Annotated in this window: 12 protein-coding genes; 11 read left to right on the top strand and 1 reads right to left on the bottom strand. The window is 39.4% G+C overall.

The features are described 5' to 3' along the window. The first annotated feature begins 112 nt into the window (after positions 1-112). Both Q4Q46_RS03930 and Q4Q46_RS03925 read left to right on the top strand, forming a co-directional pair. Positions 113-898, top strand: a complete 786-nt coding sequence (locus tag Q4Q46_RS03930) for an MlaA family lipoprotein (protein ID WP_311905289.1) — start codon at positions 113-115, stop codon at positions 896-898. A 120-nt stretch (positions 899-1,018) separates the two neighbouring features. Then, positions 1,019-2,122 (top strand): response regulator, encoded by a 1,104-nt coding sequence (locus Q4Q46_RS03925; protein ID WP_311905288.1) that lies wholly within the window; start codon positions 1,019-1,021, stop codon positions 2,120-2,122. A gap of 117 nt (positions 2,123-2,239) precedes the next feature. Here Q4Q46_RS03925 and Q4Q46_RS03920 read toward each other — a convergent pair whose 3' ends face one another. Further along, on the bottom strand, positions 2,240-3,745 hold the full coding sequence (locus tag Q4Q46_RS03920) for a peptide MFS transporter (protein ID WP_028761163.1): 1,506 nt from the start codon (positions 3,743-3,745) through the stop codon (positions 2,240-2,242). A gap of 475 nt (positions 3,746-4,220) precedes the next feature. Here Q4Q46_RS03920 and rfaH point away from each other — a divergent pair, with 475 nt between their 5' ends. The 9 genes from rfaH (at position 4,221) to Q4Q46_RS03875 (ending at position 16,292) form a co-directional block, all read left to right on the top strand. Next, the gene (rfaH, locus tag Q4Q46_RS03915; protein WP_311905287.1) at positions 4,221-4,727 is read left to right on the top strand and encodes a transcription/translation regulatory transformer protein RfaH; all 507 of its coding nucleotides are present in this window, start codon (positions 4,221-4,223) and stop codon (positions 4,725-4,727) included. Positions 4,728-5,524: 797 nt separating this feature from the next. Continuing rightward, entirely contained in the window at positions 5,525-8,293 is a 2,769-nt protein-coding gene (locus Q4Q46_RS03910) for an SLBB domain-containing protein (protein ID WP_311905286.1), read from the top strand. 202 nt (positions 8,294-8,495) lie between these two features. Next, positions 8,496-9,455: a Wzz/FepE/Etk N-terminal domain-containing protein gene (locus tag Q4Q46_RS03905; protein WP_311905285.1), complete on the top strand. Its 960-nt coding sequence runs from the start codon at positions 8,496-8,498 to the stop codon at positions 9,453-9,455. Between the two features lie 184 nt (positions 9,456-9,639). After that, positions 9,640-10,653, top strand: coding sequence for a UDP-N-acetylglucosamine 4,6-dehydratase (inverting) (pseB, locus tag Q4Q46_RS03900; protein ID WP_113940949.1), 1,014 nt, complete (start codon positions 9,640-9,642; stop codon positions 10,651-10,653). A 22-nt stretch (positions 10,654-10,675) separates the two neighbouring features. Next, complete coding sequence (gene pseC / locus Q4Q46_RS03895; RefSeq protein ID WP_311905284.1) at positions 10,676-11,836, top strand: UDP-4-amino-4,6-dideoxy-N-acetyl-beta-L-altrosamine transaminase; 1,161 nt, start codon at positions 10,676-10,678, stop codon at positions 11,834-11,836. A 1-nt stretch (position 11,837) separates the two neighbouring features. Further along, positions 11,838-12,530, top strand: coding sequence for a pseudaminic acid cytidylyltransferase (gene pseF, locus Q4Q46_RS03890; protein WP_311905283.1), 693 nt, complete (start codon positions 11,838-11,840; stop codon positions 12,528-12,530). Between the two features lie 24 nt (positions 12,531-12,554). Further along, complete coding sequence (pseG, locus tag Q4Q46_RS03885) at positions 12,555-14,057, top strand: UDP-2,4-diacetamido-2,4,6-trideoxy-beta-L-altropyranose hydrolase (RefSeq protein WP_311905282.1); 1,503 nt, start codon at positions 12,555-12,557, stop codon at positions 14,055-14,057. Between the two features lie 7 nt (positions 14,058-14,064). Then, on the top strand, positions 14,065-15,120 hold the full coding sequence (gene pseI / locus Q4Q46_RS03880) for a pseudaminic acid synthase (RefSeq protein WP_113940953.1): 1,056 nt from the start codon (positions 14,065-14,067) through the stop codon (positions 15,118-15,120). A gap of 29 nt (positions 15,121-15,149) precedes the next feature. Beyond that, entirely contained in the window at positions 15,150-16,292 is a 1,143-nt protein-coding gene (locus Q4Q46_RS03875) for an N-acetyl sugar amidotransferase (RefSeq protein WP_113940954.1), read from the top strand. Positions 16,293-16,296: the final 4 nt, after the last annotated feature.

The following is a 16,296-nucleotide window of genomic DNA, read 5'->3' as shown; positions in this document are numbered from 1 at the left end:
TCATACTGGATAGTATGCCACTAAGACGAATTATCTTTATATCGTCATTTTTGTATTGTCACTTTAGCGAAAATTTGATGTCTAAACTGTACATTTATATTAAGAGAGCGATATGAAGTTAAAATGGATGGGATTATCTTTGGGGTTAATGCTGTTGCCTAAAGTGCAATCGGCTGAAGTATACCTATCAGATACCATTCAGCAGGAAACACCTGCTAAGGTACAAATTACCTATGATGATCCCCGCGATCCGTTCGAAGGCTTTAACCGAGCTATGTGGGACTTCAACTATCTCTACCTAGATAGATATTTATATCGTCCTGTAGCCCATGGTTATAACGATTATATTCCTACGCCTGCTAAAACAGGTATCAATAACTTTGTGCAGAATTTAGAGGAACCTAGCAGCTTAGTAAACAATGTGCTGCAGGGTAAGTGGGGCTGGGCAGCTAATGCCGGTGGACGCTTTACGATTAACACAACTGTTGGTCTATTAGGTGTCATTGACGTCGCAGATATGATGGGCATGAGCCGTAAGCAAGATGAGTTTAACGAAGTGCTTGGTTATTATGGCGTACCCAATGGACCTTATTTCATGGCACCGTTTGCGGGTCCTTATGTTGTGCGAGAACTCGCGTCTGATTGGGTTGATGGTCTATACTTTCCCTTGTCTGAGCTAACAATGTGGCAAACCATTGTTAAATGGGGACTTAAAAATCTTCACTCCAGAGCATCTGCGATCGATCAAGAGCGACTCGTTGATAATGCACTCGATCCCTATGCCTTTGTCAAAGATGCGTATTTACAACACATGGACTATAAAGTCTATGATGGGAATGTTCCTCAAAAACAAGATGATGATGAGTTACTCGAACAGTATATGCAGGAGCTAGAGTAACCAATAGGCCGTACTTGACAGCATTTGTCTTTAGTATGCAAGTGTTCGCCTTATCGAATAACGTTATCGGTATGTTCACTTGAGTAATGGCAATGCGATGAATTCTATTCAGGAACTTTTATGGCGTTAAATGGTGTTGCGGTTCTTTTAGTTGAAGATGATCCTGTGTTTAGGCAGATTGTTGCAAGCTTTCTTGATAGTAGAGGTGCGCAAGTTACACAAGCCTGTAACGGTGAAGAAGGATTATCATTTTTCAAATCGCAGCACTTTGATGTTGTTCTTGCAGACTTAAGCATGCCTAAGCTTGGTGGGCTCGATATGCTTAAGGAAATGACAAGGTTAGCGCCGCTCGTCCCTTCAGTTGTGATCTCAGGTAATAATGTCATGGCTGACGTTGTTGAGGCATTACGCATTGGCGCCAGTGATTATCTCGTTAAACCAGTATCCGATTTATTCATCATTGAACAAGCGATTAAACAAAGCCTGCATAGTTCCTACATTGATGATACTCAAGCTGCAGATTTTGAAGCCCTATCCCATCAAGAGTTAAGCGACAACCTCGTTTTGCTCGAGCAAAGTGTTGCCGCGGCCAAGCAAGTGCAGCAACAATTATTCCCCGCTTCAAACATCAGTTACCCTGCCGCCAAAGTTGACTACAGTTTGTATAAAAATAGTGACATTAGCAGTTACTTTATTGATTCGACAATGGTCGGCACTGATCACTTGATCATGTATATGGCGCATTTATATCCCGAAGATAATCGAGCCGCTTTTGCCTGTGTTCTGCTTAGAAGCTTTGTTAATCAAAAACTTAAAGATTTTCGAAATGGTCAAAGCCAAAGCATTATTGAACCATTCAATATGATGAGCTATTTGAACGAGCGTCTAGTTAAATCAGGGCTCGATATTAAAGCGGATATGATTTATGTCTCTATTGAGCTAACTAAGTACCGTGCTGCTATTGCACAGGCGGGTAAGGGGCTGCGTTGTTATCTGCGTAATGATGAGGGATTAAGCCCGTTAGCACTGCCTGAGAGTCTGCAGCTTGGCGTGTTGGATTGGGGTAAACCGAGCATTCAGTTCCGCAGTATTTTACCGCAAGAGCAGTTATGTATTGCGACCAGTGAGCCCGAACATAAACAAGCTTTACTTGATAACAAGTTTAAGGGCTTAGTCTATGATGCAACGCTACCAGCAGGTGGTTTTCTACAGTTAAGCCTTTAGTTTTTAGACGCTTTGACGAAATTGAGTATATAACCGAGTAGCTGACTTAACAAAAACGCCTTACTCTTGCGAGTAAGGCGTTTTGTTTTAACAGTCAAAAACAGTTGAACAGGATAATTAACGTTTTATCGCTTCATGTTCAGCCGTCACTGCAATTTCGCTTTCTAAGGCTTCAGCTTCAGTGTGATGTTTGGTTTCTGCGCCATGCATCCAATCGACTAATTTGTCAGCCATAAAATACAGGATCACGCCAGACAGAGCAGCTGTAATCGCAATACCGGCAAAAATTGACATAGCATTAGCAAGTTGTTCCTCTTTGCCACCACCGTGACCAATCAAAGAGCCTACGACTCCAGCAACCTTGTTCGCCATCGCAATAAACAGGAACCAAGCGCCCATCATCAAAGAGGCAATACGCAGTGGAGCAAGCTTAGTCACCATAGACAAGCCAATAGGTGACAAACATAATTCACCCATAGTATGGAAGAAATAAGCACCCACTAACCACCACATGCTTGATTTAGCAGTAGGATCGCTACCCATCTCAACCACAGCGCCAATCATGAACAAGAAGCCAATCGCCAATAAGAACAAACCTAAGGCAAATTTCACTGGCGAGTTAGGTTCATTTTTACCTAAACGGATCCATATTGAAGCAATTACAGGGGCAAATAACACAATAAAAATAGCATTTAGCGATTGGAAATAAGTCGTGGGCACTTCCCAAGTACCTATGTAACGGTCAGTAAACTCATTGGTAAATAAGTTCATTAACCCGCCCGCTTGTTCAAATCCCGCCCAGAAAATAATAGTGAACAAACCCAGCACCATAATTACCTTGAGACGATCACGCTCAATTTTAGTAAGTGGTTCTTTACGGGTATTGCCTAGCTTAGCCTGGCGTTCACGTTCTAGCTTGGCCGCTGGCACGGTACCAATGTTACCTAACAGTTTTTGAGCAAATAAAAATTGAATCACCAGCGACAGCAGCATCCCAATACCAGCACAGAAGAAACCTGCCTGCCAGTTATTAACAAAAACCTCTTGGCCATTAACCATTTCAGTGTGGCCAAAGCTAGTATAAGCCCAAGCAACAATAAAGCCGGATAATGCTGCACCTAAATTGATTCCCATATAGAAAATAGTAAATGCACCATCGCGACGGTGATCACCTTCCTCGTAGAGATCGCCCACCATTGTGGAAATGTTCGGCTTAAACAAACCATTACCCAGAATGAGTGTACCTAGACCGATATAAAAAATGGTCGTTTCAATACCAGGAAACCAAGCATGAGGCGCAGCTAGCATAAATTGGCCAGCCGCCATTAACGCACCACCAAAATAAATGGCTTTGCGCTGACCCAGAAAATTATCAGCTAACCAACCACCAATCAGCGGCGTTAAATACACTAACGCAGTAAAAGTACCATACAAGGATAAAGCGTCAGCTTGGCTAAATCCTAAGCCGCCACCGCCTTGTTTACCCACCTGATCAACTAAATACAGTACCAAAATGGCACGCATTGCATAATAACTAAATCGTTCCCAAAGTTCTGTTGTAAACAGCAGGAACAATCCCTTAGGATGCCCAAGCATCGTTCCTTGTGGTTTTGCTACGCTCATGAAGTCTTCCACCTTAAGCTCGTGATTGCCTGTGGGCCCCTGAAACAGGATGATGTCACCACAGAAAAATGGTTGTTGCTCGTCCCCATATCGCCTGCAGGTTTAATCAGCAATCAATTCATACTAATGCATTCATTAATTGTTGAATAACCGCTAGTTACGTATGGGTTATTGTTACGTTTTTATAATAAAAGTAATGTTTTTAGCTGTGAAATGAGTATTTTCGCTAAAATCCCACCTTATATACCCCTTAAAAGCAATCAAAGTCAATTTTGGTAAACCAAGTGGTGACATTATCTGCAATATAGTGTTGCCGTGTTTTTAGATGTGCTTTCACTAATGTATATGGGCATTGTATGTATACCGAGCGAGAGGCTGGAATAGGCGAAAAACTACTTCCATCGACTTAAGCATCTTTGCTATGATTGCGGCCCGTGAACGGACGTCACTTATAATAGGGCAGTGAGATTAGCGTATGAAGGCATGGTACCTTTTGTATTGTAAGCCTCGTAGTGAAGCGAGAGCACAACAGAACTTAGCACTTCAAAATTTAGAGACGTATTTGCCAATGGTCTCTGAAGAGAAATCTCAACGCGGACGTAAACAGATCAGTCGTGTTCCATTATTTCCTAACTATTTATTCATCAATTTTGACCCAAGCCAGACGAGCGTTAGGCAGGTCCACTCTACTCGTGGTGTAAATCGAATCGTTAATTGTCAAGAAAAAATGACGCCCATTGACGACAGAGTTATCCATGCCATTCGCATGAAAGAATTAACGCCTGCCCAAAGGGTATTAGCCGAAGCATTAGAGCTAAAAACTGGGGAAAAAATTCGTTTTACAGATGGACCGTTTGTTGATCTAGAAGGTATTTTTCAAGAAAAATGCCCGAACAAGCGTTGTCACATATTATTTAACATAATGGGTCAAGTGAAAACTGTTACTGTACCTGAGGAAAGCATCAAACGAGTCCGCGTTTAATTGTCCAATACAAGCATATTTGTAAGAATAGCTCTAATGATTTTGTAAGATATTAGCCATTCTAAAAGCCTGTGAAATTTTCATATTAGCGATATTGCTCGTATAGCTGACTTTAAAACCAATTAAAATCAAGTAGTTAAAATTATGGGGGTGATGTTTCCCTATTTTTTAACTTAACGGACTAAAATGTTCATTGGCAGTATTCGGTTTGAGTATTAAGTGTTCTATCGCAACTTGATATTTAGAGTAAAATCTCGAATTCGAAAATGAGACCTATAATAGGTTTTATTTTAATTGTGCACCAAGCTTCAAAGTGCTGCAGTAGCGTTGGTCAGTTTGAGTTGGTATAGCGAGCGTGTCTTATGCACTTAAGCCTTTTGATAGATTTAGCGTAGACATGTAAAGCTTTAATTGTATGTAAAAATAAGAATTTCGCATCGCGAAGGGCAATATAGAAGCCGCAATCTATGGGCGGTAGCGTGTCTGAAAGGCATCGAATGAATAGTTTCATGCGTTAAGCGAACGCCGAAGGCCTCTGGCCGCCACGCGGATCGGTAGTGTGTCTAAAACGTGAATAGCTGCAGGTTTAGTGGCCGAACGAGAGGCTGAAATGCCCCAGTGGTTCTTAGTCGTATTGCTCCGCAGTTAAAGTTGACGAGCTTTGTTGCTGCGGAATGATTTTCTGGAACTTGTTTTCCAGCGATCGAAGCGTTTTGTAAGTGAAATATTGTGTAAACGACGTACTTTGTTTTTAGTCGCACTGCGACGCCTTGTTTTCAACCAATCGGAGATATCTGGTGTTACAACAAATCAAACAATTCATCATAGTAGGCCTTATTGCCACGATATTGATGGGCGTTCAGGCTCATGCCGTTACGCCATCTCCACAAATGATTGAGCAGTTTAAGCAATTACCAAAATCTGAACAGGCAAGGCTTGCTAAGCAGTATGGTATTGATCCGAGTCTACTGACGGGGACTCAGGCCCAAAATCAGCTTTCTAATCCTGAAGTGGTAGGCACTAGAGATATTAACGCTAGAGATAATAATGCCAGAGATGAAGATGGGCGAGGTACCGATAACCGTAAAAAAACTGCTAAATCAGAATTAGATTTCTCTGAAGATTCCAGTAAAGGTCAATTACGCCGTTTCGGTTATGAGATGTTTGCTGGTGAGCCATCGACCTTTGCTCCAGTATCAGATGTTCCAGTTCCAGGCGAATATCTTGTTGGTCCAGGGGACAACATCAAAGTTCAGCTGTATGGTAAAGATAACAAGGAATATGATCTTGTTATTAACCGAGAAGGTGTTATTCAGTTCCCTGAGTTAGGTCCTATCCCTGTAATGGGACTCAGTTTTTCTGAGCTTCGAGACTCTTTGTCGCAAAGAATTAAGCAACAAATGATAGGTATTGAATCTAATATCACTATGGGTGAGTTGCGTTCTATCCGCATTTTTGTTGCTGGCGATGCCTATAAGCCTGGTTCGTATACGGTTTCTAGTTTATCAACAATGACACAGGCTCTGTTTGTCGCCGGCGGTGTGAATGAGATTGGTTCTTTACGCAACGTTCAACTAAAGCGTAACGGCAAACTTATTGGTACTTTAGATCTTTACGATTTGCTAATGCGCGGCGATGCTTCTGGTGATTTGCGACTCCATTCTGGTGATGTTGTATTTATCCCTTCAATTGGTGGTCTTGTCAGTGTTACTGGAGAAGTAAGACGTCCTGCTATCTACGAGCTTAAACATAATGAAAGCATGGCTGATGTTATCGCTATGGCTGCTGGGCTGAATGCGGGTGCATATCCGAGAAGCAGTTCCATAGAACGTTACAATAGTAACTCATTGAAAACAATTGTTAATGTGGATTTGACGACTGAACAAGGCAAAAATACTTTGGCGAAAGCCGGGGACGTTGTTCGAGTTAAAAGTGCGACCGAACAGTATGAAAGTGCAATTACAGTCGCAGGCGCCGTTGTTAGACCTGGAAAATATCAATGGTTTGCTGGGCAAAAAATTAGTGATGTATTGCCTTCACTTTGGGGCGACTTAGCGGTTTCGGCTGATCTTGATTACGCCATTGTCATTCGTGAAGTAAATCAGTACGGCGATATTGAAGTACATCAATTTTCTCCAGGAAAAGCGATAGTAGCAAAAGAAACTAGTCAAAATTTAAGCCTAAATGCTCGTGATAAAATTCTTATTTTTAGTTTCTCTGATGATATACAGAATCGTTATGAATTGAATAAGCTTGTGAAAGAGCGAGTTGAAAAAGTTACGTCTTTAAATACGAATAACCTATTAGGTTCTGATTTATTCAAAGCCGGATTCGTCCAGCTTGATAAGTCTAACTTAACGCAACGTTCTGAACTTGCTGGTGTAGTAATAGCGGATAAGGACGAGGCTGAAGAAGCGGAAGTGGTAAAAGGCGTAGTCAATAAAATGTTGGCTAATCTTTTTGACGATACAGATCTTCTTAAACTCAGTAATCAAATGGGGCGTCAGGAATTACTTTACCCTGTAATGGTTAAATTGAATAGCCAAGGGCGAGCTGGCTCAGGTATTCAAATCGTTGCGATTGATGGGCAAGTACGAGAGCCTGGAGTCTACCCGCTGACGGTAGGCGCTCGTGTAAATGATCTTGTAATCGCTGCTGGTGGATTAAAAGAAGGTGCCTATACCGCAAGAGCTGAGCTCACAACTACCTTTACTGATATCAAAGGTTCAAGCATTGAACATCATAATATTGATTTAACTCAGGCAATGCAGGGTATTGATGATGCCAATGTTCGGTTAACTGGCCGTGACATGTTAACAGTGATGACAACACCGGATTGGCAAGAAACGAAGATAGTAGAAATCAGAGGCGAAGTGAAATTCCCCGGACGTTATAACATTCGCCGTGGTGAAACCTTAAACGACTTGCTCACCAGAGTGGGAGGATTTACTGAATATGCCTATTTGCCTTCGGCAGTATTTGTGCGCGAATCAGTTCGTAAGCAAGAACAAATTGAAATTAAAAAGCTAGCAGATCAACTTCGTCGAGACCTCGCTACGCGAGGAGTGTCTAAGGATGGGACAGTTGTAAATTATGCCGATGCACAATTGATGTTGGCTGATTTAGAAAATATTAAAGCGGTTGGACGTTTAGTTGTTGATTTATCGGCGATTTCATTAGGTATTGAACAAGCAAATCTTCAGCTTGAAGATGCTGATATTCTCTATGTTCCATCGACTAAGCAAACCCTTGCTGTTATTGGAGAAGTGCAAAACCCTGCTACTCATCGCTTTAAAGATGGCTTAACGGTAGAACAATATGTGGCTATGTCTGGTGGTGAGCGTAAACGAGCTGATGAAGGACGAACTTATGTTATTAAAGCTAATGGTTCAGTATACATTCCAAGTCATTCGAGTTGGTTTAGCAGTGAAGATCAGCTTCAAGCCGGAGACACTATAATCGTGCCATTGGATACAGAATACAAAGATAGTTTGAGTCTCTGGAGTCAAATTACAGGGATTATCTACAATACCGCTGTCGCATTATCTGCAATATCTAATATGTAAGCTTAAATCCATATTCGTTAAATGGTTTATGCTTCATACGAGATAAATAAACGCTTTATTAACGTAACAACTGAAGTTAGATAGTAAGCTTGTTTAAATATAAGCAAACTTTTAAATGGTTTACGTTTGTGAAGCGTTTTTCCTAAATATTTAATCAGCCGTAATTAATCATTTACACTTTGCATAGAGAGACAATTCGTTAATGTCCACTATTTCAGAATACAAAACAGATGCAATTTTTCCTCATGTCTCCGCAGCTAATGACGAAATTGATTTGCGTGAACTTTTTTCTGTTATTTGGCAGGGAAAATGGATAATTATTTTTATAACTGCTGTTTTTGCTATTGGTTCAGTTATTTTTGCCATTATGCAACCTAATATCTACAAGTCTGAGGCATTGCTCGCTCCTGCATCTGAAGAGCAAAGCGGTGGACTAAGCGGATTAGCATCACAATTCGGCGGTTTAGCAAGCTTGGCGGGGGTAAATTTAGGTGGAAAAGGTGGTATAGATAAAACCCAAATGGCAATCGAAGTCATGAAGTCCCGTCAATTCACCAGTGATTTTATTAAAAAGCATAATGTTCTACCAGATTTAATTGCTGCCAAAAAGTGGGATAGGAATTCAGATAAACTAATCTATGATCCTGAACTTTACAATGGACAAACCAAAACTTGGGTACGTGAAGCTAAAGCGCCATTTAAATCAGAACCATCAATGCAGGAGGCCTATAAAGTCTTTAGCAAAATGATTGCTGTTAATAAAGCCAAAGAAACTGGAATGGTCACTATTTCAGTTGAGCATTTATCACCAGCTGTTGCACAGCAGTGGGTTGCTTGGTTAATCCAAGATATTAACAAAGTGATGAAAGACCGCGACGTTGCTGAGGCGAATCGTAGCAGTGAGTTTTTAAATAAACAAATTGCTTTAACTAATGTGGCAGATATTCGAACCATTTTGTATAAGCTAGTAGAAGAACAAGCGAAAACTATCATGTTTGCCGAAGTGCGTGATGAATATGTATTTAAGACGATAGATCCAGCACTAGTACCAGAAGAAAAAGCAAAGCCTAAACGCGCTCTAATTTGCGCATTAGTTACACTGCTTGGTGGTATGTTAGGCGTGATGTTTGTGTTGGTTCGGCATTTTATAAGAAAAGACTAAGAACTTAATAACAGTTTACTTCTGTTCTTTCATTTCTAGTTTGGTACCCGCAAGTTAGTTACTCTGTGACGTGCTGTAAACAGTAAAATGATAGAGTATGAAAATGAAAAAGCATTTTAGATTGCTTTAAAAACTGAGATTAAGAATATTTAAATTTTGATATTAAATAAATATGGAATAAACAATGCTAAATAATAAAACTGTTTTGATTACCGGTGGTACAGGTTCATTTGGTAAGCAGTTCATTAAAACTATATTAGAGCAGTATAAAGATGTTAAAAAAATTGTAATATACTCTCGAGATGAGCTAAAACAATTTGAAATTCGCCAAAATTATCCTCAAAAAGACTTTCCTCAACTGCGTTTTTTTATTGGTGACGTGAGAGACCAAAATCGTCTCAAGCAAGCGTGTGAAGGTGTAGATGTAATTATTCATGCTGCCGCTATTAAACAGGTTGATACTGCAGAATACAATCCAACGGAATGTATTCGTACAAATATTGACGGCGCAGAGAATGTTATTCAAGCCGCTCTTCAATGCGGCGTTCATGATGTTGTTGCACTGTCAACTGATAAAGCGTGTGCACCAATTAACTTGTATGGTGCTACCAAACTGGCTTCAGATAAACTTTTTGCTGCTGCTAATAATATCAAGGGTTCGAAAGATATTCGTTTTAGTGTGGTTCGTTATGGAAACGTAATGGGTTCACGTGGATCTGTTATTCCATTTTTTATGAATAAGAAAGAGGAAGGCGTATTACCAATTACTCACGAAGAGATGACTCGATTTAACATCTCTTTGCAAGATGGCGTAAATATGGTCATGTATGCCCTAGAAAATCATTTAGGAGGTGAAATATTCATACCTAAAATTCCTTCTTATAAAATTCTTGACATAGCAAAGGCTATAGCCCCTGAGTGTGAAACTAAAGTGGTGGGTATTCGCCCAGGAGAAAAATTACACGAAGAGATGATTACAGATACCGACTCGCTAAATACAATCGATTTAGGTAAATATTACGCAATATTACCTTCAGTTTCGTTCACGTATACTGAAGCAGAATATATGTTGCATCATAAGGCTGAAAAAGTTCCGTTCGGTTTTAAATATAACTCGGGCACTAATACAGAATGGGAAACCGTTGAAGGACTGCGTAAACTGATTGTTGAACATGTTGATCCTAACTTTACGGCTTAGTATTTAAAGGAAGAGATATATTATGATCCCTTATGGTAAACAAGATATTTCGCAGCAAGATATTGATGCTGTGATTGATGTTTTACAATCAGATTTTTTAACTCAAGGCCCACAGGTTCCTGCATTTGAAGCTGCACTTAAAGTTCATACTGGTGCTCAATTTGCACTTGCTGTTAATAGTGCTACCTCTGCTTTGCATATTGCTTGCTTAGCGCTGGGTTTGGGGCGAGGGGATAGACTATGGACTACACCTGTGACGTTTGTTGCGTCAGCTAATTGTGGCTTATATTGTGGCGCAAGTGTCGACTTTGTGGATATTGATCCTCACACTTACAATATGAGTGTGAGTGCATTAGAAGCTAAACTTATCCTGGCTAAGGCAGATAACGCTTTACCTAAAATAGTTGTACCTGTTCATTTGTGTGGGCAAGCATGCGATATGGAAAAAATCCATGCATTAGCGATTGAATATGGGTTTAAAATAATTGAAGATGCTTCTCACGCAATTGGTGGTAGTTATCTCAATACGCCAATTGGCCGATGTGATTATTCAGATATTACTGTGTTTAGCTTTCATCCTGTCAAAATTATTACCACTGCAGAAGGTGGGGCGGTTATGACAAATAGTCAAGAGCTAAGTGAAAAAATGGCGCTTTATCGAAGTCATGGTATTACTCGTGATGCTGATAAAATGAACAGCGAATCTCATGGTAGCTGGTATTACGAGCAAATTGATCTAGGTTTTAATTACCGTATGACAGAATTGCAAGCAGCTCTTGGTGTTTCACAAATGCAGCGTTTGGATGATTTCGTGACTATTCGTCATCGTCTTGCTGAACGGTATAATCAATTACTGGATAATTTACCGATAACTTTACCTTATCAGTTGGAAGGTACTTATTCTGGTTTACATCTATATGTAATTCGTTTGCAATTGGACGCAATATCAAAGTCGCATAAAGAAGTTTTTGAAGCATTACGTGATAATGGTATTGGTGTTAATCTGCATTATATACCTGTTCATATGCAACCCTATTATCAAAGCATGGGATTTAAAATTGGTGACTTTCCACTAGCGGAAGCGTATTACACAGAAGCAATTTCACTGCCTATGTTCCACTCGATGAGTGAAGAACAGCAAAATGAAGTTGTACGTGTATTGACCCTAATACTAAAAGAGTAATATGAAAGTAGCAATTATCCCCGCTCGTGGTGGTAGCAAGCGTATTCCGCGTAAAAATATTAAACTTTTCCATGGTAAGCCGATGATTGCTTACTCGATTGAGGCTGCTTTGGCATCTGCTTGTTTCGATAAAGTTATAGTTTCTACAGATGATATGGAAATTGCTGCGGTAGCAAAACAATATGGAGCTGAAGTACCATTTTTACGGCCTGTTAATATTTCTGATGACTACGCAACGACTATGGATGTAATGCAACATGCTATTGAATGGTTTGTACAGCAAGGTTGGGATATTAAAGCGGTATGTTGTTTGTATGCGACAGCACCTTTTGTGACACCAGAATACCTTATTGAAGGTTATCAAAAGTTACAGCAGCGCAATGTTGAATTTACTTTTAGTGCCGCAGCATTTTCTTTCCCAATTCAGCGTGCTATCAAGCTTTCAAATCATGGGGCCGTATCAATGTTTGATGCTAGCCAAGAGCAAGTTCGCTCGCAAGATTTAGATGAAGCTTATCATGATGCAGGGCAATTTTATTGGGGACGTACAGAAGCTTTTTTAGAGCGAAAATCAATATTTGCTCCTCATTCTCGTGTGGTTATACTGCCTAGAACTAGAGTGCAAGATATCGATACACCAGAAGATTGGCTTTTTGCTGAAGCACTTTATAGCTTACTTGATCAACGTGTTTAGACCTTACCTACTTCGAGTTTATTAATGAAAGTTGTATTTCGTGTTGACGCATCTACTTGGATCGGCAGCGGGCATGTTATGAGGTGTCTTGTTCTGGCAGATGCATTAAAAAAAATTGCTTCTAATGTTAGCTTTGCATGCTTGCCTCAACAGGGCGATATGATTGCTTACATTAAAGAAAGAGGCTTTCACGTTATTAAGCTTACTTCTGTTTTATCGCCGATAACTCCGGTTGATGATGCTGATTACCTTGGTTGGCTTCAACGTAGCATAAATCTAGATGCGGATGATTTTATAACGAAAGTTGACAGCGCTGATATTGTTATAACTGACCATTACGCCATTGGCTTGGAGTGGCAAAAAAAAGTCAAAGCAGCGCTTATTTGTAAGATTATTGCTATTGACGACCTTGTCCGAGAACATTGTGCCGATTGTATTATTGACCAAACTTTAGGTCGAAAAGCAGAAGAATATAAAACGAAAACTAATATCCTAGCGGGTACTAATTATGCCTTGTTAACTTCGACATTTAGTTCATTTCGAGCTAAGGCGTTTGTCAAAGTACCACCAAGTAGTACTCCAAAAATTTTGCTTTCAATGGGGGGAGTTGACGCTCCTAATGCAACATTAAAGGTTTTGAAGTGCTTAGTTGGTAAAATTCAAGGTAATATTACAGTATTGTTAAGTCCACGAGCTCCACACTACAAAGAAGTTGTAGAATGGTGCGGTGGTCACAATGAAATTATCCATTGCGATTTTAGTAATAACATGGCTTTGTTGATGTCAGAACATGATATAGCAATAGGGGCACCAGGTACGACAAGTTGGGAACGTGCTTGCTTAGGTCTTCCTAGTATTATTATTCCTTTAGCTGACAATCAAACAACAATCACCGCTCAGCTTGTTAAACATAAAGCTGCTATTGCAGTAACGTTAAATAATATAGAGCACGATTTAGTAAAATCTTTTGAAACTTTAATTAATGATTGGAAAACATACCATCAAAATAATTTAATACTTTGTGATGGAAAAGGAACACAACGTGTTGTGTTGAATCTCCAGCAGATGATTTTAGCTGAGCCATTCGAAAGATATCAACTTACACTAGCAACTTCAGCTGATATTACACTTGTATATAAGTGGCAATGTCATCCAAATACTAGACAATATGCATTAACTACTTCGGCACCGTCCTGGGAAGAACATGCATCATGGATGGCAAATAAATTAATGAGTCTTGATGATTTTTTCTATGTAGTAAGATGCAATTTATCAGGTCAAGCCGTCGGTGTGTTACGTTTAGATAAACAACAAGATTCACATTATCTGGTATCTATATTTATTGCACCAGAACATTATGGTAAAGGTGTTGCTAAAGCAGCATTAATGTTAGCTGATTTAATTCATCCGAATGTTACTTTACACGCAACGGTATTAGAGCAAAATAAACCATCACAGCTTTTATTTGAAAAAGCGAATTATCAACGAATTTCCCAACAAGAATTTATTCGCCACCGAATGAAATAGGATTATTATGAACCCGTATATCACTATCGACGGCCGTAAGATTGGGCCCGATTATCCACCTTATATCATAGCTGAATTATCAGCTAACCATAATGGTGACATAAACCGTGCTTTTCAAATTATGGAAGAGGCGAAAAAGGCTGGTGCAAATGCTATAAAGTTACAAACTTACACCCATGAAACCATTACCATGGACTGCGATTCAGAAGAATTTCAAATTCGTGGTGGTTTATGGGATGGGCAAAGTCTGTATGCACTATATAAAGGCGCTCATATGCCATGGGAATGGCATCAACCTCTATTTGAAAAAGCTAAAGAATTAGGCATTACTATATTTAGTTCGCCGTTTGATTTTACTGCGGTGGAGCTATTAGAAGATCTCAATGCACCAGCATATAAAATTGCTTCTTTTGAATTGATTGATTTGCCATTAATTAAGCGCGTGGCGCAAACAGGTAAACCGATGATCATGTCTACTGGTATGGCCAATAAAGAAGAGATTGCTGAAGCGATTAAAACTGCTCGTGATAACGGATGTAAAGAGTTAGTTGTATTGCATTGTGTTAGTGGCTATCCCGCTCCAGCAGACCAATATAATCTAAAAACAATTGCAGACATTGCCCAGCGATTTGAAGTGTTATCAGGTTTATCAGATCATACTATTGATAATGCAACGGCAGTAGCCTCTGTTGCATTAGGTGCTTGTCTGATCGAAAAACATGTGACTATGGACCGTAACGGTGGTGGTGCAGATGATAGTTTCTCATTAGAGCCACTTGAATTAGCTCAATTATGCAAAGATGCTAAAACAGCATGGCAGGCTATGGGGCAAGTTAACTATGAACGTACCGAAGCTGAAAAAGGTAACGTGAAATTTCGTCGTTCGCTTTATGTTGTTAAAGACATTAATGTGGGTGAAGCCTTTACAATGAATAACGTACGTAGTATTCGTCCTGGGTTTGGTATGGCGCCGAAATTTTTAGAGGATATTTTAGGTAAAAAAGCATCCAGGTTCGTCGAAAAAGGTACAGCACTTCAAGCTGAATTTATCGCCAAAAATTAATTTATAGTTGAATCGTTTTAAGGAAAGATATGCAATATTGTAAAAAATGTATTATGCCAGCTACTAGACCTGAGCAAGTATTTACTGATGGTGTTTGCGACGCTTGCCATTCCGCTGTAGACAAACATGTGACAATCGATTGGTCTAAGCGTGATGAAGAGTTTAAAGCAATATTAGATAAATATCGAAGCAAAGATGGAAGTGAATACGATTGTATTATTCCAGTTAGTGGTGGAAAAGATAGCTGTTATCAGGCGATCACCATGCGAGATAAGTATGGAATGAATCCATTATGCGTTACTCATACTCCTTGTGAATTAACTCCAGTTGGCATTCAAAATTTAAACTTTTTACGTGACCAAGGTTTTGATCTAATACAAATTTCTGGTAATAGAAAACATTATAAAGAGTTAGTTAGAATCGGTTTTTTCAAACTAGGTGATTGTTGTTGGCCTGAGCATATCGGCATTTTTACTGCACCAGTTCGTGTTGCTGTTAATTATAATATTCCATTACTGATTTGGGGTGAAAATTCGCAATTTGAATATGGCGGGCCCGCTACTAAAAAAGAAAATAACTTTTTAGACCGTAATTGGCTTGAACAATTCCAAATGAGCGGGCATCGATTATCTGATGTAGTCCATGATGGTGTTGAATTGAAAAATATTCAAACGCTGCTATATCCAAGTGATGAAGATGTAAACCGTGTAGGCGTAACTGGCCTATTTTTGGGTTATTTTGAAAAGTGGGATTCAAAACGTAATGTCGATTTATGTTGTAGCTTAGGCTGGAATAAAAATCCTGACGGTCCAATTGAAGGTGCTTTTAACGATATTGAAAATCTAGATTGTAAATGGATAGGTGGTCTACATGATTATATGAAATTTATTAAATATGGTTATGGTAGAGCAACAGATCAAATCTGTATCGAAATAAGAGCTGGAAGAATGACTCGTGAAGAAGGTATAAAAGCTTTGAAAGAGTCTTCTGAAGGAACTATTCCATGGAAATATGTTCCTGACTTTTTAACCTATTTAGATATAACAGAAGCTGAGTTTTTAAGTAATTTAGATAGATTTACAAATAAAATGATATTTGAACGGAATGAAGATACTGGCGAGCTCTGTAAAGATTCTCACGGAAATTTAATCAGAAAATACTTCCCAGGATAATTAA

It is taken from the genome of Shewanella vaxholmensis (assembly GCF_031932135.1).
GTDB lineage: Bacteria > Pseudomonadota > Gammaproteobacteria > Enterobacterales > Shewanellaceae > Shewanella > Shewanella hafniensis.
The sequence above is the reverse complement of the archived record's forward strand: the minus strand, read 5'-3'. Positions and strand labels throughout refer to the sequence as shown.